General features: G+C 63.9%; 15 protein-coding genes. 11 read left to right on the top strand and 4 right to left on the bottom strand.

What is annotated here, in order from left to right; translation table 11 throughout:
* Positions 1 to 134: 134 nt before the first annotated feature.
* Entirely contained in the window at positions 135 to 3053 is a 2919-nt protein-coding gene (locus PLD_RS16755; RefSeq protein ID WP_159894616.1) for an aminotransferase, read from the bottom strand.
* Between the two features lie 236 nt (positions 3054 to 3289).
* Here PLD_RS16755 and rfbB point away from each other — a divergent pair, with 236 nt between their 5' ends.
* The 7 genes from rfbB (at position 3290) to PLD_RS16720 (ending at position 10469) form a co-directional block, all read left to right on the top strand.
* Positions 3290 to 4372: a dTDP-glucose 4,6-dehydratase gene (gene rfbB, locus PLD_RS16750; RefSeq protein WP_159894613.1), complete on the top strand. Its 1083-nt coding sequence runs from the start codon at positions 3290 to 3292 to the stop codon at positions 4370 to 4372.
* Complete coding sequence (gene rfbA, locus PLD_RS16745; protein WP_159894611.1) at positions 4369 to 5244, top strand: glucose-1-phosphate thymidylyltransferase RfbA; 876 nt, start codon at positions 4369 to 4371, stop codon at positions 5242 to 5244. The genes rfbB and rfbA overlap by 4 nt, the downstream gene beginning before the upstream one ends.
* On the top strand, positions 5241 to 5786 hold the full coding sequence (gene rfbC, locus PLD_RS16740) for a dTDP-4-dehydrorhamnose 3,5-epimerase (RefSeq protein ID WP_159894608.1): 546 nt from the start codon (positions 5241 to 5243) through the stop codon (positions 5784 to 5786). Before rfbA ends, rfbC begins: the two co-directional genes overlap by 4 nt.
* Positions 5783 to 6664, top strand: a complete 882-nt coding sequence (rfbD, locus tag PLD_RS16735) for a dTDP-4-dehydrorhamnose reductase (protein WP_159894606.1) — start codon at positions 5783 to 5785, stop codon at positions 6662 to 6664. Before rfbC ends, rfbD begins: the two co-directional genes overlap by 4 nt.
* Positions 6665 to 6698: 34 nt before the next feature.
* Entirely contained in the window at positions 6699 to 8507 is a 1809-nt protein-coding gene (locus PLD_RS16730) for an ATP-binding protein (protein ID WP_159894603.1), read from the top strand.
* 62 nt (positions 8508 to 8569) lie between these two features.
* A complete protein-coding gene (locus tag PLD_RS16725) occupies positions 8570 to 9976 on the top strand; it encodes a sigma-54 dependent transcriptional regulator (protein WP_159894601.1) in 1407 nt (468 codons plus the stop codon).
* A gap of 37 nt (positions 9977 to 10013) precedes the next feature.
* Entirely contained in the window at positions 10014 to 10469 is a 456-nt protein-coding gene (locus PLD_RS16720; protein WP_159894599.1) for a thioesterase domain-containing protein, read from the top strand.
* A gap of 124 nt (positions 10470 to 10593) precedes the next feature.
* Here the strand turns inward: PLD_RS16720 and cysQ are convergent, their stop codons facing one another.
* Together cysQ and nudE are read right to left on the bottom strand one after the other, a co-directional pair.
* Positions 10594 to 11421: a 3'(2'),5'-bisphosphate nucleotidase CysQ gene (cysQ, locus tag PLD_RS16715; protein WP_159898159.1), complete on the bottom strand. Its 828-nt coding sequence runs from the start codon at positions 11419 to 11421 to the stop codon at positions 10594 to 10596.
* An 11-nt stretch (positions 11422 to 11432) separates the two neighbouring features.
* Positions 11433 to 11999, bottom strand: a complete 567-nt coding sequence (nudE, locus tag PLD_RS16710) for an ADP compounds hydrolase NudE (protein ID WP_159894597.1) — start codon at positions 11997 to 11999, stop codon at positions 11433 to 11435.
* Between the two features lie 192 nt (positions 12000 to 12191).
* Between nudE and yrfG the strand changes: the two genes are divergently transcribed.
* Positions 12192 to 12854, top strand: coding sequence for a GMP/IMP nucleotidase (gene yrfG / locus PLD_RS16705; RefSeq protein ID WP_159894595.1), 663 nt, complete (start codon positions 12192 to 12194; stop codon positions 12852 to 12854).
* 58 nt (positions 12855 to 12912) lie between these two features.
* Here the strand turns inward: yrfG and lysM are convergent, their stop codons facing one another.
* On the bottom strand, positions 12913 to 13353 hold the full coding sequence (gene lysM / locus PLD_RS16700; RefSeq protein ID WP_159894593.1) for a peptidoglycan-binding protein LysM: 441 nt from the start codon (positions 13351 to 13353) through the stop codon (positions 12913 to 12915).
* A gap of 137 nt (positions 13354 to 13490) precedes the next feature.
* Here lysM and PLD_RS16695 point away from each other — a divergent pair, with 137 nt between their 5' ends.
* The 3 genes from PLD_RS16695 to PLD_RS16685 all read left to right on the top strand — a co-directional run bounded on the left by PLD_RS16695 (position 13491) and on the right by PLD_RS16685 (position 17783).
* Entirely contained in the window at positions 13491 to 14378 is an 888-nt protein-coding gene (locus PLD_RS16695; protein ID WP_159894591.1) for a LysR family transcriptional regulator, read from the top strand.
* Positions 14379 to 14675: 297 nt separating this feature from the next.
* On the top strand, positions 14676 to 17024 hold the full coding sequence (locus tag PLD_RS16690) for an FdhF/YdeP family oxidoreductase (protein ID WP_159894589.1): 2349 nt from the start codon (positions 14676 to 14678) through the stop codon (positions 17022 to 17024).
* Between the two features lie 285 nt (positions 17025 to 17309).
* Positions 17310 to 17783, top strand: coding sequence for a YMGG-like glycine zipper-containing protein (locus PLD_RS16685; RefSeq protein ID WP_159894587.1), 474 nt, complete (start codon positions 17310 to 17312; stop codon positions 17781 to 17783).
* Positions 17784 to 17989 lie beyond the last annotated feature (206 nt).

Below are 17989 nucleotides of genomic sequence, written 5' to 3'. Positions count from 1 at the left end.
CATGAAAAAATCCAAAAAAAATACCGATAACAATCGAATATACGCAAAAGCAATCGCCGGCCAGTCGACGCCTACAAAGGGGGTAGGAGCCGACTGGCCGGCGAATGGAGGTGAACGCCGCGAACGACCAACCCTTACAGATCCTCGCCCAGCACCTTGTCCAGCATGTCGACGAAGAAATCCACGCTCTGCCGGCTGGTGACCATCGGTGGCTTGATCTTGAGGATGTTCAAGTGATCGCCGGTGGGCTGCATGAAAATCCCCAGTTCCCGCAGGCGGTCGCACAGCAGGGTGGTTTCCTCGGTGGCCGGTTCTAGGGTCTGGTGATTACGGATCAGCTCCAGCCCCAGGTAGAAACCGGAACCGTGCACCGCCCCCACCAGCGGATGCAGGCCCTTGAGCGCTTCCAGGCGCTGCTTGAAGTAGTCACCCACCACCTGGGCGTTCTCCCATAGCCCCTCCTCCTGCATCACATCCAGCACCGCCATGCCGACGCGGCAACTGACCGGACTGCCACCGGATGAGGAAAAGAAATAGCCTTCGGCTTCCAGCGCCTCGGCGATCTCGCGCCGGGTGATCACCGCGCCCAGCGGCTGGCCGTTACCCATGCCCTTGGCCATGGTGATGATGTCCGGCACCACGCCCTGCTCTTCGAAGCCCCAGAAAAACTTGCCCATGCGCCCGTAACCCACCTGGACCTCGTCGGCGATGCACACCCCGCCCCGAGCCCGGACCCGCTCGTAGACTGCCTGCAGATAACCCGGCGGCAGCGAAATGCCCCCGGCGTTGCCATACACCGGCTCACAGATAAACCCGGCCAACTGGCGATTCTGTTCGTCCAGCTTGTGCAACTGCCGGTCAACGCTGCGCAGGTACTGCGCGGTACTGTCCTGGCCGCGGAACTCGCCGCGATAGGTGTTGGGCGCAGTCACCGGGTGCACCCAATCAGGACGGCTGGTGAGGGCCTGGGGGTTGTCGGCGATGGAGGTCGACACCGCATCGGCCGCCACCGACCAGCCGTGATAGGCCTCCAGCACACTGAGCATGTCGCGCCCGCCGCTGTAGGCCCAGGCCAGGCGAATCGCCAGGTCGTTGGCTTCGGTGCCACTGTTGACCAGGAACACCCGGTCCATGGAATCCGGCGCCAGGGCCAGCAGGCGTTCGGAGAATTCGGCGATCGCGGCATAGTGAAAACGCGAATTGGTGTTGAGCAGCGACCATTGACGCGCGGCCTCGGCGGCCATCCGCGGGTGGCCGTGCCCGAGCACCGCGACGTTGTTGAGCATGTCCAGGTAGGAGCGCCCCTGCATGTCGATCAGGTGATTGCGCCAGCCGCGTTCGATCCGCGGCGGGTCGACGTAATAGTGCTTTTGCGAGCGGGCAAAGCTGGCATCGCGACGCTCCAGCAGGGTCTGCGGGTCCAGCTCCGGCTCGGCATCGCAGGCCAACCCCAAGAGCGCCGCCGGCGAGGGGCACAGTGCCTGCCAGGCCGCTGCCCGGGACGGTGTGCAAAACAACGGCGGCGCCAGTTCGGCGGCGCGACACAGCTGCACCTTGAGCCGGCCGTCGGCCGCCACGGCGCCCAACACCTGTCCCTTGACCAGGGCGGCGCCCGGGTGCAACGACGGCTCGACACCCCACAAGCGCACGCTCAGCGTCGGGCCATCCAAGCGCAACAAACCGTCCTCGCCACCGTGCAGAACTCCGGCGAACGGTGCTTCCAGCGGCGTGCCGGCGGGCACTTGCAACTGCACATGCAACGGGCAGGTTTGCGGCTCCAGGGCGCTGTCGGGACAGGTCCGCGACAAGCGGTACTGGCCATAACGACTGGCGGCCAGACCATGGGCAACAGCAGCTTCGGCCAACAGACGATCATCGATCCCCGGCTGCTCCCAATTACCGGCTTCGAAGTGCGGGCTGAGCACGCCCAGGTCGATCAGGGCGAACTCACGACCCACCAGGCTCGGCAGCAGCGGGACGAAGCCGTCACTGCCGATGGCCGGCAACGACTGCCCGACAGCACTGAGGATCGCCGCTTCCATGAACGCAAAAGACACCGAGTTGGCCACCCGGAAGATTTCCCACTCATGCTTCAGGTTGGCGCGGCTGTACTCATTGTCCGGGTCGATGCTGACCTGCTGTTCGCCACTGAGCACCAGCACCGCGGCGCGAGCCACGATCAACGGCCAGAGCGCCAGCAGCTCAGCCCGTTGCAGCGGGTTGACCTGATGGTAGGCCTGGATCGCGGGCAAAATACGCAGTGGATCGCCCTCGACGTGATGCAGCAACGCCGCGCAGGTCACCGACAAATCAGTGATGCGCCAGGTGCGGATCAGGTCGCCAAAGTCGATCACCCCCTGCAACTGCCAATGGCGCGAAGCATCCCGCTGCCAGACCACGTTGTCGTCGGTGATGTCCATGTGGATCGCCTGCACCGGCAATTGCTCCAACAACGGCTGCAAACGACGCTCGGCGCGCTGCGCGGTGTCAGCGATCAAGGCCCGTTGCTGCGGGTCCTGGATGACTGGCAACAAATGCCCGATCAGCGCCTGGGCATGCCGGGCATCCCATTGCAGGGTGCGTTCGAGCCCCGGATGCTGGAAACCTTCCAAAGCCAGGTCCATCTGCCCGCAGAGCCGGCCCAGGCCCGCCACCAGCTCGCCTCCCAGGTGCGGCAAGTGGGTCAGCGAACGGCCTTCTATATAGTCGAGCAACCGCACGTGCAGCGCTTGCCCGGCAATCTCCAGGGACAGCAGGTCCGCACCATTCTTCGCCGGAATCACCCTCGGCACTCGCAGTTCGGGATGTTGCTGCAGATGCTTGAGAGCCGCGTGCTGCGCCTGCAACTCCAGGACCGAATAATCGCCGCGACAGATTTTCAGGACAAAGCGCCCCTGGGGACAGTCGAGGCGATAGTTGAGGTCCTGCTGGCTGCCCAGAGACTGCAAGGTGCCTTGCAGGCCGTAATAAGTGTTCAGCAACTCCAGCGCTTGCTGTGCAGTGACCTGTGGGCTGGGCAGACTGGCGCGGTGGATCAAGGTGGCAAGCAACATACAACGACCCCGGTAATTGTTATAAGCCGCTTATATCGCCATTGCCCAAGGCGTTACGCAACCCCCAAGCAGGTATAGCGGACAGGCAGTACAGCGCGGTTTACGCATCTGTGGCGATAGCTTCCGACCACCCGCACTCGAATCAATTACCGGTGCCTGTTGCACCTTAAGCCTCGTATCGACAAGCTATGCTGCATTTTTTGCGGTCATCCGTTTCCAAGGACACAGGCCCCCACATGCGCATTCTCGTCACCGGCGGAGCCGGATTCATCGGCTCGGCTCTGGTCCGCCATCTGATCCAGCACACAGAACACGAAGTGCTGAACCTGGACAAACTGACCTACGCCGGCAACTTGGAATCGTTGCACAGCATCGCCAGCGACAGCCGCTACGAATTCGTCAAGGCCGATATCGTCGACCAGGCCACCGTCAGTGCCGTGCTCGCACGCTTCCAGCCCCACGCGATCATGCACCTGGCCGCCGAGTCCCATGTCGACCGCTCCATCGACGGGCCGTCCGACTTCATCCAGACCAATATCGTCGGCACCTACAGCCTGCTGGAGGCAACCCGCGCTTACTGGCAGAAACTGCCCGAAGCGGAAAAGGCCGCTTTGCGCTTCCACCATATTTCCACCGACGAGGTCTATGGCGACCTGCATGGCGTCGACGACCTGTTCACCGAAACCACGCCCTACGCCCCCAGTTCGCCCTACTCCGCCAGCAAGGCTGCGTCCGACCATCTGGTCCGCGCCTGGCAGCGTACCTACGGCCTGCCGGTGCTGATCAGCAACTGCTCCAACAACTATGGCCCGTTCCACTTTCCCGAGAAGTTGATCCCTCTGGTGATTCTCAATGCCCTCGCAGGCAAGCCGCTGCCGGTCTATGGCAATGGCCTGCAAGTGCGCGACTGGCTGTACGTCGAGGATCACGCCCGGGCGCTGTACAAGGTGGTGACCGAGGGTGTGGTGGGCGAGACCTACAACATCGGCGGCCATAACGAGCAGAAGAACATCGACGTGGTCCGCGGCATCTGCAGCCTGCTGGAAGAGCTGGCCCCGCAAAAACCCCAGGGCGTCGCCCACTACGCCGACCTGATCAGCTTCGTCCAGGATCGCCCTGGCCACGACCAGCGCTACGCCATCGATGCCGGCAAGATCGAGCGGGAACTGGGCTGGGTGCCGGAAGAAACCTTCACCAGCGGGCTGCGCAAGACCGTGCAGTGGTACCTGGATAACCTCGAGTGGTGCCGCCGGGTACAGGACGGCAGCTACCAGGGCCAACGCCTGGGCTCCACCGACATCAAGGATCTGATTGCATGATCAAAGGCATCGTTCTGGCGGGCGGCTCCGGCACCCGTCTGCACCCCATCACCCTCGGCGTTTCCAAGCAACTGCTGCCGATCTACGACAAGCCGATGATTTACTACCCGATCTCGGTGCTGATGCTGGCCGGCATCCAGGACATCCTGATCATCTCCACCCCCCAGGATTTGCCGCAATACCGCAACCTGCTGGGTGACGGCAGCCAATTCGGGGTGCGCTTGAGCTACGCCGAACAGCCGTCGCCGGATGGCCTGGCCCAGGCGTTCCTGATTGGCGAGGCGTTCATCGGCAATGACCCGGTGTGCCTGATCCTGGGCGACAACATCTTTCACGGCCAGTACTTCGGCACACAGCTGCGCGACGCCGCCAAACGCACCTCCGGCGCCACGGTGTTCGGCTATTGGGTCAAGGACCCGGAGCGTTTTGGGGTCATCGATTTCGACAGCGAAGGTCGCGCCCTGTCCATCGAAGAAAAGCCCAAGCAGCCGAAATCCAGCTACGCGGTCACCGGCCTGTATTTCTACGACAATGACGTGGTGCAGATCGCCAAGGCAGTCAAGCCCTCGCCCCGTGGCGAACTGGAGATCACCGACGTCAACAACGCCTACCTCAAGCGGGGCGACCTGCATGTGGAGCGCTTCGGCCGCGGCTTTGCCTGGCTCGACACCGGCACCCACGACAGCTTGCTGGAAGCCTCGCAGTACGTGCAGACCATTGAGCACCGTCAGGGTTTGAAGGTCGCCTGCCTGGAAGAAATCGCCTATGAGAACCGCTGGATCAGTCGCGAGCACCTGCTGGAACGCGCCGCCTACTTCGGCAAGACCGGCTACGGCCAGTACCTGTTCAAGCTGGCGGGAGAGGCGCAATGAAGGTTATCCCCACTGAGCTTCCTGGGGTGCTGATCATCGAACCCAAAGTGTTTGGTGATGAACGGGGATTTTTCTACGAAAGCTTCAATGCCAAGGCCTTCGAAGAGGCCACCGGCCTGAATACTCAGTTCGTCCAGGACAACCACTCACGTTCGCAAAAAGGCGTGCTGCGTGGTCTGCACTATCAGTTGCAGAACACCCAGGGAAAACTGGTGCGTGTCACCCACGGCGAAGTACTCGATGTGGCTGTCGATATCCGGCGCAGCTCGGCGCACTTCGGCCAATGGGTCGCGGTACGTCTCTCGGCCGAGAATCATCGCCAGCTGTGGGTGCCGGAAGGCTTCGCTCACGGTTTCGTGGTGCTCAGCGACTTCGCCGAATTCCTCTACAAGACCACCGATTACTACACCCCGTCCGCCGAACGCTGCATTCGCTGGGACGACCCAACGCTGGCCATCGATTGGGCGCTCACCGAGCCCCCGCAACTGTCGACCAAGGATCAGGCCGGAACCCTGCTGAGCGAGGCCGACCTGTTCCCATGAACACGCCCCTGAAAATCCTCATCAGTGGCCAGCACGGCCAAGTGTCCCGCGAGCTGCAGCAGCGGCTCGGCGACCTGGGCGAACTGGTGGTCCTGGGCCGTGAGCAACTGGACCTTGGCGACCCGGAACAGATCCGCCAGCAGGTGCGCGCCATTGCTCCGCACCTGATCATCAACGCCGCCGCCCACACCGCTGTCGATCAGGCCGAAAGCGAGCCGGATCTGGCCTTTGCGATCAACGCCAGGGCCCCCGGGATCTTTGCCCAAGAGGCCTTCGAGCGGGGTGTTCCACTGATCCATTACTCCACCGACTATGTGTTCGACGGCAGTAAAAGCGCGCCCTATGTGGAAGACGATGAACCCAACCCACTCAGCGTCTACGGTCAAAGCAAGCTGGCCGGGGAACGGGCGATCGAGCAGGTACAGGGCCAGCACCTGATTCTGCGCACCAGTTGGGTGTATTCCAGCCATGGCAAGAACTTTCTGCTGACCATGCAGCGCCTGTTGCAGGAACGCCCCGAGTTGCGGGTGGTGGCCGACCAGATCGGCGCCCCAACCTGGGCCGGCAGCATCGCTCACAGCACCCGCGCCCTGATCCAGCGCTGGCGGTCGGGAAACCCAGGCGCCTGGGGCACCTACCACCTGACCGCCCAGGGCGAAACCTCCTGGTTCGGCTTCGCCCAGGCCATCGGCGAGCAACTGCGGGCGCAGGGCTTGCCCTGCGCAGCGCTGGAAGCCATCCCCGCCAGCGCCTACCCAACACCGGCTCCCCGGCCGCTGAACTCGCGACTGGACTGCAGCCGCCTGACTCAGGAATGGGGCGTGACCCAGCCGGACTGGCACAGTGCACTACGCGAGTGTCTTGCCGAGCAGGCCTAGGCATAATGCGCCTGTATCCACAGGCGCAGCTCCCATGACCGCACCCCTTCCCCGTCGTCCTCGCTGGCGCAGTCTGGCCTTGTTGGCCCTGTGCCTGGCGCCGTTGCTGTGGCCGCTGGAACATCTGGCCGAGCGCTACTATCGCAACGAGCTGACCAGCCAGAATCGTCAGACCCTCGACCTGTACGTGGCCAACCTGCTGGGCACCCTGCACCGCTACGAAGTACTGCCACAAATTCTCGGCGACCTGCCGGCCCTGCGGGCAGTACTCGGAGCCCCGGACGACAGCGTGAGCCAGGGCAATGCCAATCGCCTGCTGAAAAACATCAGTGCCCAGACCGGCGCCGAAGTCATGTACCTGATGGACACCAGCGGCAAGACCCTGGCGGCCTCCAATTGGGATAAGCACGACAGCTTCGTCGGCCGCAATTTCGCCTTTCGCCCCTATTTCAGCGAAGCCATGGCCGGGCGCCTCGGACGCTTCTTCGGCCAGGGCACCACCTCGGCCAAACGCGGTTACTTTTTCGCCGCGGCAGTTCGCGCTGGCGAGCGCTTCCTTGGTGTATTGGTGGTCAAGGTCGACCTGGACCACACCGAAAGCCTGTGGGGCAAGACTCCGGAACAGTTGCTGATGACCGACCAGAACGGTGTCGTCATCCTCACCTCGCGCCCCGAATGGCGCTTTCGCGCAACCCGGCCGCTGAGCGAAGAAGAACGCCAGGCCATCATTGCCATCCAGCCCTACCCGACTCGCGACCCACGCCCGCTGAACCTCAACCCCAGTGCCTGGCTGACCCAGACCCAGCAGATCAAGGAAACCGGCTGGAGCGTCAGCATCCTCGCCCCGCGCACCCAGATCGATCGGCCCGTGCGCACTGTGGTGGCGGTCGGCGCCGCTGCGCTGTTGGTGCTGATGCTGCTGCTCGGCCTGATGATGCAGCGCCGCCGCCATTACCTGGAGCGGATCGCCTTCGAAGCCAAGGCCCGGCGAGAACTGGAGAGGCGCGTGGCCGAGCGCACCAGCGATCTGGAGAGCCTCAACCGACGCCTGAAACAGGAAGTGCTGGAGCGCGAAACCGCCCAGCAGGAACTGGTGCTTGCCCAGGATAATCTGGTTCAGGCCGGCAAGCTCTCGGCCCTGGGCACCATGTCCGCGAGCATCAGCCATGAGCTCAACCAGCCCCTGGCGGCGATCCGCAGCTACGCGGAAAACGCCGAGGTGCTGCTGGACCACCAACGCACCGACGACGCCCGGGGCAACCTCAAGCTGATCAGTGAGCTGACCGGACGCATGGCCTCGATCATCGCCCACCTGCGGGCCTTCGCCCGACGCGACCGCCATGCCCCGGAAAGTGTCGCCCTGCAGCCGGCCCTGGACGATGCCCTGGCCTTGCTGGCCAAGCGTCGCCGGGCCATGGAAGTGGAACTGATCCGCGATTTGCCCGCCGCCACCTTGTGGGTCGAAGCCGGGGAAACCCGCCTGCGCCAGGTGCTGGGCAACCTGCTGGCCAACGCCCTGGACGCCCTCACCGAAAAAGGTCCACCGCGCAAACTCTGGCTGAGTGCCGAGTCCAGCGCCACGGGCGTCAATCTGCACATCCGCGACAACGGTCCAGGCTTTTGCATGGAGGCCCTGGCGCGCGCTGGGGAGCCGTTCTACACCACCAAGACACGGACCCAGGGCCTGGGCCTGGGGCTGGCGATTTGCGACAGCCTGATGCGTGCCTTCGGCGGCGAACTGTCGTTTGCCAACCACCGCGAAGGCGGTGCCCTGATCACCCTGCGCCTGCGCGCCGGAGCGCCTGGAGTGAGCCTGCAACCCTCCGAGGATCGCGGCGTATGAAACGCAGCGCCACACCCGCTGGCCTGGCGCGACCAGCCCTGACACGACCTGGAAAGTGACCGATGAACCGTCTCGACACACTCGACCCTCAACTGCAAGTGGTGTTGATCGACGATGATCCGCACCTGCGTCAGGCCCTCAGCCAGACCCTGGACCTGGCCGGGCTCAAGGTGCTGTCCCTGGCCCAGGCCCAGGGCCTGGCCGCGCGCTTGGAGCGTGACTGGCCGGGGGTGGTGGTCAGCGACATCCGCATGCCCGGCATCGACGGCCTGGAGCTGCTCAAGCAACTGCACGCCCAGGATCCGGAACTACCGGTGCTACTGATCACCGGCCACGGCGACGTGCCCCTGGCCGTGCAGGCAATGCGCGCCGGCGCTTATGACTTTCTGGAGAAGCCCTTCGCCAGCGATGCCCTGCTCGACAGCGTGCGCCGCGCTCTGGACTGGCGCCGCCTGGTGCTGGACAACCGCAGCCTGCGCCTGGCCCTCAGCGACCGCCAGGAACTGAGCGCGCGGCTGGTGGGCCAGTCAGCGCCGATGCTGCGTCTGCGCCAGCAGATCGGCGCTCTGGCGGCGACCCGAGCCGATGTGCTGATCCTCGGCGAAACCGGCGCCGGCAAAGAAGTGGTGGCCCGCGCCCTGCACGACCTGTCGGGACGGCGCAACGGGCCATTCGTGGCGATCAACGCCGGCGCCCTGGCCGAGTCAGTGGTGGAAAGCGAACTGTTCGGCCACGAACCGGGGGCCTTCACCGGGGCGCAGAAACGTCGCATCGGCAAGTTCGAATTCGCCAACGGCGGCACCCTGTTCCTCGATGAAATCGAAAGCATGAGCCTGGATGTCCAGGTCAAGCTGCTGCGCCTGCTTCAGGAACGGGTGGTGGAGCGCCTGGGCGGCAACCAGTTGATCCCCCTGGACATCCGCATCATCGCCGCCACCAAGGAAGACCTGCGCCAGGCGGCTGACCAGGGGCGCTTCCGCGCTGACCTGTATTACCGCCTGAACGTCGCGCCGCTGCGCATTCCGGCGCTGCGCGAGCGCGGTGAAGACGTGTTGATGCTGTTCCAGCACTTTGCCGACGAAGCCAGTACCCGCCACGGTCTGCCGCTCCAGGAGCTGCAACCCGGGCACCGCGCCTTGCTGTTGCGCCACAGCTGGCCGGGCAATGTGCGGGAACTGCAAAACGCCGCCGAACGCTTTGCCCTGGGCCTGGAACTGGCCCTGGACAACAACGAGCCGGAGCACGGCACGGCGAGTGGCCCTACGCTGATCGAAGGCGGTTTGAGCGAGCAGGTGGAACACTTTGAAAAAAGCCTGATCGCCGCCGAAATGGCCCAACCCCACAGTTCCCTGCGCAGCCTGGCCGAGGCCTTGGGTATTCCACGCAAGACCCTGCACGACAAGCTGCGTAAACATGGCCTGAACTTCGCCGACGGCGCCAGCCATTCTTCCTCAGACGATGCCGAATGAACCGTACCGCTATTGCATTGACCCTGGAGCCCCCTGCATGAACCGCGACAGTCGATACCTGGAATCCATCCTCCACCACGACATTCCCCTGACCCGGGACATGGGCCTGCAGGTGCTCGACTGGCAGGCACAACAACTGCGCCTGCAACTGCCGCTGGACCCCAACGTCAATCACAAGAGCACCATGTTCGGCGGCAGCCTGTACTGCGGCGCGGTGCTGGCCGGCTGGGGCTGGCTGCACCTGCGACTCAAGGAAGAAGGGATCAACGACGGGCATATCGTCATCCAGGAAGGGCAGATCAGCTACCCGCTGCCTGTCACCGGAGACGCCGTGGCCATCTGCCCGGCGCCGGAAGACAAGGCCTGGAAGAAATTCCTTTCGATGTACCAGCGTTACGGCCGCGCCCGCCTGACCTTGCACACCCGAGTGGTCAACGCCGGCAGCGAAGAAGACGCCGTGCGCTTTGCCGGGCAGTACGTCCTGCACCGCTGACCGCCGCTATTGGGTGACAGCCTGCGGGCCAGCGAGGAGGCCGGAACATCTTGTACAAGGTTCAAGGGAGCCTTCGCCGGCAAGCCGGCTCCATGGGTCGCGAAGACCCATCGCCACAGGGCGATCAGGCGCGGGCCAGTTCCAGCAGTTTGCCGCGCCATGCGGCCTTGGCCGGTATTGCGAGGAAAAAGCCGTTGAGCAACGACTCCCGAGGTGGATAGCAGAAGGGCGCGCCGCCCAGATCCAATACTTCGCCACCCGCCCCTTCGAGCACGCCCTGGGCCGCCGCCGTGTCCCACTGCGAGGTCGGCGCCAGGCGCGGGTAACAGTCCGCCGCGCCTTCGGCGAGCAAACAGAACTTCAACGAACTGCCGATATTGGCCAACTGCAATTCGCCCAGGGCGGCGCTCAGTCCCGCCAGCAAACGCTCTTGTTCCGGGCTCGAATGACGCCGACTGGCGACCACGGTAAAGGCCTCGCCAGCACCTGGCTGGTCACGCACCTGGATCGCCTGCGGCGCCTGCCCCTGATCCACACGCCAGGCCCCGAGGCCAGCGCCACCCAGGTAGCACCGGCCATTGGTGGGCATCGACACCACGCCAAACACCACCCGCCCCTGTTCGATCAAGGCGATGTTGACGGTGAACTCTTCACTGCCGGAAATGAACTCCTTGGTGCCGTCCAACGGGTCCACCAACCACCAGCGCTGCCAACGGGCACGAGTGGCTTGGGGAATGTCGGCATCTTCTTCGGACAGCACCGGGATGCTCGGGTCCAACGCCTGCAAACCGGCCACGATCAGGTGGTGGGCTGCCAGGTCGGCGGCGGTCACCGGCGACTCATCGGCCTTGTGCGTGACCGTGACGTCCGCGCGCCAGAACGGCAGGATCGCCTCACCGGCGCGTAATGCCAGTGCAGCCACCGGGGCCAGCAAGGGATGGGGAAAAATCATCGATACCTCACTCATGCTTGAAAGGCTCCGCGCTGGCCCAGCAGATCGCGGGCCAGGTACAGCGCCGCCAAGGCCCGGCCTTCGCTGAATTGCGGGTTCTGCGCCAGGCTGGCCAGCTCGCGCAGGTTGATCTTGTCGACCCGCATCGGCTCCGGCTCGTCGCCCTCAAGGCGCTCTTCATACAACTGGGTGGCCAGCACCACCTGGATCTTCTGGCTCATGTACCCCGGGGACAGCGACAGTTCGGTCAGGTGCTCCAGTTGCCGCGCGCCAAACCCGGCCTCTTCCTTGAGCTCACGCTCGGCCGCCGCCAGGACATCCTCCCCCGGTTCGATCAAGCCCTTGGGCAGGGACAGTTCGTAAGCGTCGGTGCCACCGCAGTATTCTTCCACCAGCACCGCGTGCTCCGCATCAAGCATCGCTACGATCATCACCGCGCCGTAACCCGAGCTCTTGCCCACCAAGCGTTCATAGGTACGCTCAACGCCATTGGAGAACCGCAACTGCACCTCTTCGACACAAAACAGACGACTGGTGGCGACGATCTCGCGGGCGAGTACAGTGGGTTTCTGGCGCATAACGGGCTCCTTGACGATGGCGAGTTACTATACAGGCTGTTTGAAAACCACTGCGTGGCAGATTGCACGCTGGTCCTTGTGGGCTTGTCACTGATTGTTTGGCACTGCGGCCAGTGCTGCTATTGAGAGGCGACTGAACTGATTGCCATGGCCCCCCGGGGCGCGACTTTTTTACCGCTGGAGAAGTGTTCAATGGCCTTATTGCCCTGGCGCGATATCGACACCGTCCTGCTGGACATGGACGGCACCTTGCTGGACCTGCACTACGACAACCATTTCTGGATGGAGCACCTGCCTCAGCGCTACGCCGAGCTGCATGGGGTCAGCCAGGCCATGGCGGAACTGGAGCTGCAGCCACTGTTTGAGCGCAACGCCGGCCAGTTGCAGTGGTATTGCCTGGACTTCTGGAGCGCCGAGCTGAACATCCCGGTGCGCGAGTTGAAACTGGAAACCGCGCACCTGATCGCCCTGCGTCCGGATGCCGACACCTTTCTCGCCGCGATCAAACAAGCCGGCAAACGCGTGATCCTGATCACCAACGCCCACCGCGATTCGTTGTCACTGAAGCTGGAGCGGATCGAGCTGGCGCCGTACTTCGAGCGCCTGATCAGCTCCCACGACTACGGCTTCCCCAAAGAGCAGCCGCAGTTCTGGGACGCCTTGCAGGCCGACATTCAATTCGATCCGGCCCGCAGCCTGTTCATCGACGACACCTTGCCGATTCTGCGCAGCGCGCGGGATTTTGGTGTGGCGCAGTTGCTGGCGGTCAGCCAGCCGGACAGCCGCAAAGGGCCGAAGGACACGGCGGAATTCGCCGCGCTGGAGGACTATCGGAGCTTGCTCGACGGGCTTTGAAGCCCTTCACGGGCAAGCACTCCTGCTGCAGCGCTTGCCCGCGACAGGGGCTACCCGATCACTCGGGAATACGCAGGACCTGACCCGGGTAAATCTTGTCGGGGTGCGACAGCATCGGTTTGTTGGCTTCGAAAATCTTGTGGTACTGGTTGGCATCGCCGTATTGCAGCTTGGCGATAGCACTCAGGGTGTCGCCCTTCTTCACCGTGACGAACACCGCCGACACCAGCACCGGGTCAGTCACGCTGATCTGGTCCTCGACACTGCCGACGCCGGCGATGTTGCCCAGGGCCAGAAGGATTTTTTCCTTCTCTTCCTGGGTGGCCACTTCACCCGTCACCCTGACGATGTCGCCGTCAACGGTGGCGTGAACATTGGGATTGCCCAGGCCGACTTTCTCGATGTGCTCCTTGAGTTGCTCACTGGCATTGGCATTCCCCGGTTTCAGCAAATCGATCAGTTTTTCACCGGCTTCTTTCACAAAGCTGAAAATACTCATGTCGCACACTCCTTGGTTGATAGATCCAGACGCGAAAGACTAGACCAACCTGGCTCGACGAGGTTCCCGATCAACCTCTGACCCAAGGCCGCGCGGGGCACGTTAGAATCCTCCTCTTTTTCCGAGGTGGAGCGACGATGGACATCAAGCAACTGAAATTCCTCATCGCCCTGGACGAAACGCGCCACTTCGGCCAAGCCGCCGCCCGCTGCCACATCACCCAACCGACGCTGTCCATGCGCCTGCGCAGCCTCGAAGAGGAGCTCGAACTGCCACTGGTGAACCGTGGGCAACGTTTCGAAGGCTTTACCGCCCCGGGTGAACGGGTCCTGGCCTGGGCCCGCACCGTGATCACCGCTTACGACGGGCTGCTGGCTGAGGCCGCCGCTTGCCGGGGCAGCCTGGTGGGCACCTTGCGTCTGGGCGTGGTGCCGCTGTCGAGCTTCGACCCGCTGCCGCTGATGCAGCGCCTGCACGCCGAGCACCCGAACCTGCGCTTTGAACTGTCATCCCTGAGCTCCGAGCAGATCCTTGAGCAACTGGCGAGCAACCGCCTGGACCTGGGCGTGTCCTACCTGGAGCGCCTGGACAGCGAGCGCTTCGACTCGTTGACCCTGGAGCCGACCTACATGGGGCTGCTCTATGACCTGCGCCATTTCAGCTTCGGCGAGCAGCCACTGAGCTGGGAGTCACTGATCGAACTGCCCTTGGGCCTGCTCACCAGCGGCATGCACTTTCGCCAGTCCATCGACCATAACTTCCACAGCCGCGGACTCCAGCCACAACCGGTATTGCAAACCGATGCAGTTCATCAGTTGGTGCAAATGGTGCACGGCGGTCTGTGCTGCGCGGTGATGCCCCTGGACAGCGGCCTGGAAGCCCTGACCGAGCACCTGCGCCTGCAACCCATCGAAAACGCTCAAACCCTGTCCCGCCTGGGCCTGATCATGCGGCGCGGGGCACCGCGCTCGGCGCTGGCGGAAGCTTGCTTCGCCCTTTATCAGAAATCGTTCAGCACCTGTTGATCGACGTCATCTATCAATAGATCAGTACTAGCAATTAGACGCGACCGATTGCCGCGCTTAGTCTTGGGACCCACTACGCCGCCGGCTTCCCAATGAATGCCCGGAGCCTGGCCTGCAAAGCACCCGCCCTGTCGCCCCGCACCCGCGCTCGCCGCCCCTCAACCTGCCGCAACAGTGAGCGCAACGCGAACGACCCCTGGCTGGCCGCGTACTGGCCGCGTCGTCAGCGGCCCAACCTTGCCACCTGCCGCACCGCCGTGCGCCGCGGGTCCACAGCCCCGCGTTGGAGAATCCCCAGTGAGTACACACCACCAAGCCGATCAGCCCCCCGTGGCCCGCTACAAGCCTTACAAGGGCCCGGCCGGTGGCTGGGGCGCGTTGATCAGCGTGGCCCAGGCCTGGCTGACCAGCGACAACGCCCTGAAGAACATCCGCATGATGCTCAAGACCAACCAGAACGGCGGCTTCGACTGCCCGGGCTGCGCCTGGGGCGACTCGCCGGAAAGCGGCATGGTCAAGTTCTGCGAGAACGGCGCCAAGGCGGTGAACTGGGAAGCCACCAAACGCCGGGTGGACGCGGCCTTCTTCGCCAAGCACAGCGTCAGCTCGTTGCTTGAACAGAGCGACTACTGGCTGGAGTACCAGGGCCGGCTGACCGAGCCGATGCGCTACAACGCCAAAACCGACCGCTACCAACCCATCAGTTGGCAAGACGCCTTCAGCCTGATCGCCAGGCATCTGCACAACCTGCCCAGCCCGGACATGGCCGAGTTCTACACCTCGGGCCGGGCCAGTAATGAAGCGGCCTTTGTCTACCAACTGTTCGTGCGCGCCTACGGCACCAACAACTTTCCCGACTGCTCGAACATGTGCCACGAGGCCAGCGGCGTGGCCCTGGCGCAAAGCGTCGGGGTCGGCAAAGGCACCGTGACCTTCGACGACTTCGAACACGCGGACGCGATTTTCGTCTGGGGCCAGAACCCTGGCACCAACCACCCGCGGATGCTCGAACCGCTGCGTGAAGCGGTGAAGCGCGGCGCCCAAGTGGTGTGCATCAACCCGTTGAAGGAGCGCGGCCTGGAACGTTTCCAGCACCCGCAGAACCCGCTCGAAATGCTCACCAACGGCAACCGCCCGACCAACACCGCCTACTTCCGCCCGGCCCTGGGCGGCGACATGGCGCTGCTGCGTGGCATGGCCAAGTTCCTCCTGCAGTGGGAGCGTGATGCGCAGAAAACCGGTGCAGAGTCGGTGTTCGATCACGACTTCCTCAACGCCCACACCGTGCACGTACTGGATTACCTGGGCTTGCTCGACGACACCTCCTGGGAGCAGATTGTCGAGCAGTCCGGCCTGACCCTGGTGGAAATCGAGCAAGCAGCGCGCATGTATGCCAAGGGCAAGAACGTGATCATGTGCTGGGCCATGGGCATTACCCAGCATCGCCACTCGGTGCCGACCATCCAGGAAATCGCCAACCTGATGCTGCTGCGCGGCAACATCGGCAAGCCCGGTGCCGGCCTGTGCCCGGTACGCGGCCACAGCAACGTGCAGGGCGACCGCACCATGGGCATCAACGAGCGTCCGCCGGCGGCCTTCCTCGATGCCCTGGAGCGGCGCTTCCCGTTCAAGGTGCCACGGGACAACGGCCACAACGTGGTCGAGGCAATCCACGCCATGCTCGAAGGCCGCTCCAGGGTATTCATCGGCCTGGGCGGCAACTTCGCCCAGGCCACTCCAGACAGCCCGCGGACCTTCCAGGCCCTGAGCAATTGCGACCTCACCGTGCAGATCAGCACCAAGCTCAACCGCAGCCACCTGGCCCACGGCAAGGACGCGCTGATCCTGCCATGCCTGGGCCGCACCGACATCGACCTGCAGGCCGGCGGCCCGCAAGCGGTGACCGTGGAAGACTCCTTCAGCATGGTCCACGCCTCCAACGGCCAGTTGCAGCCGCTGTCGTCGCAGATGCGCTCGGAACCGTGGATCGTCGCGGGCATCGCTGCCGCGACCCTGGGCAGCCAACCGGTGGACTGGAGCTGGCTGGCGGCGGACTACGGGCGTATCCGCGACCTGATCGCCGACACCATTCCCGGCTTCAAGGACTTCAACGAACGACTCAAGCAGCCGGGCGGCTTCTACCTGGGCAACAGCGCCGGTTCGCGCCAGTGGAACACCCCTTCGGGACGCGCCAACTTCCGCGCCAACCTGCTGCCCAAGGACCTGATCCACGAACGCACCCGGGCCACCGGTCAATTGCCGGACCTGATCCTGCAGTCCATGCGTTCCCATGACCAGTACAACACCACCATCTACGGCCTCGATGACCGCTACCGTGGGGTCAAGGGCCAGCGCGATGTGTTGTTCGCCAACGAAGCGGACATCATCCGCCTGGGCTTCAAGCCGGGACAGAAAGCCGACATCGTTTCCCTGTGGGATGACGGCCGCGAGCGCAGGGTCAAGGGTTTCACCTTGCTGGCGTTCGATATCCCGGCCGGCCAGGCGGCGGCCTACTACCCGGAAGTGAACCCGCTGGTGCCATTGGAAAGCACCGGTGACGGCAGTCACACCCCGACCTCCAAGTTCATCGCCATCCGCCTGGAAGCCGCCAGTGACAGTGGTCTGATCATGGCTCGCTCGGCCTGAGCTGTCGCCACCGCAGGCTGCGCGGGAGCCCGCAGCGACCGCGCGCCTATTCGGGCACCGCTCAACGCGCGGCGATCACGGGCAAATTCCAGGCACAAAAAAAGGCCGCTTTTGCATAAAAGCGGCCTCTTCGAAGCAATTGAAGACCGCCAAAAATCACGTAAGTTCCACAATAAAAACAACAAGTTACGTGATTGTGCAGAACTCGTGTTATTCGTCGGAATTCGTTTGTCAGCCTCGCGTTGCAGCCTCAGGATCGCGCCGTCTTCCCTTTGAGGTTCCCCCATGAAGTTCTCCTCGATTCTCTTGTTGTCCCTTGGCCTGGTCAGCGGCGTTGCCTCGGCCGGCGGCACCACTGAAGCAGGCGTGGGTGGCGCATTGGGTGGGGTTTTAGGCTCGGTGGTCGGTCAGCAGATCGGCGGCAATACCGGTTCGGCCATTGGTGCGGCCCTGGGCGGCGCCGGCGGTAGCGCAGTGGGCGCCGACAAACGCAGCCGTGGCCAGGCAGCCATTGGCGGCGCCCTCGGCGCAGCGGGCGGCAACGTGGTAGGTCGCAGCATGGGCGGCAACACCGGCAGCCTGATCGGCGCCGCGGCCGGCGGTGGCGCTGGTGGCGCGCTGGGCAACTACATGGGCAATGAAAGCGCCCGCGAAGATCGCAACTACCGTGGCCGCGACGACCGCCGCTACTACCGCGATGGCCACCGTGGCCGCGGCCATGCCTACGGGCATCGCAAACACCATCACTACCGCGACTGATCACCTCGCTCCCTGTAGCCGCTGCCGCAGGCTGCGCACGAGGCCGCAGGACTCGCTCAAGCGGCGCAGGGGGGTGTCAGGTGGCCTGAGGATTCCGGTTTAGCGTCTCCTGCGGAGCCGATCGCAGCCTTCGGCAGCGGCTACAGGTGTTGGTGCCAGGTGACTGGTGTCAATGTCGATGTCGATGTCAATGTCGATGTCGATGT

This window comes from Pseudomonas sp. LD120 (assembly GCF_009861525.1).
Classification (GTDB): domain Bacteria; phylum Pseudomonadota; class Gammaproteobacteria; order Pseudomonadales; family Pseudomonadaceae; genus Aquipseudomonas.
This window is presented reverse-complemented; position numbering and strand designations above follow the sequence as displayed.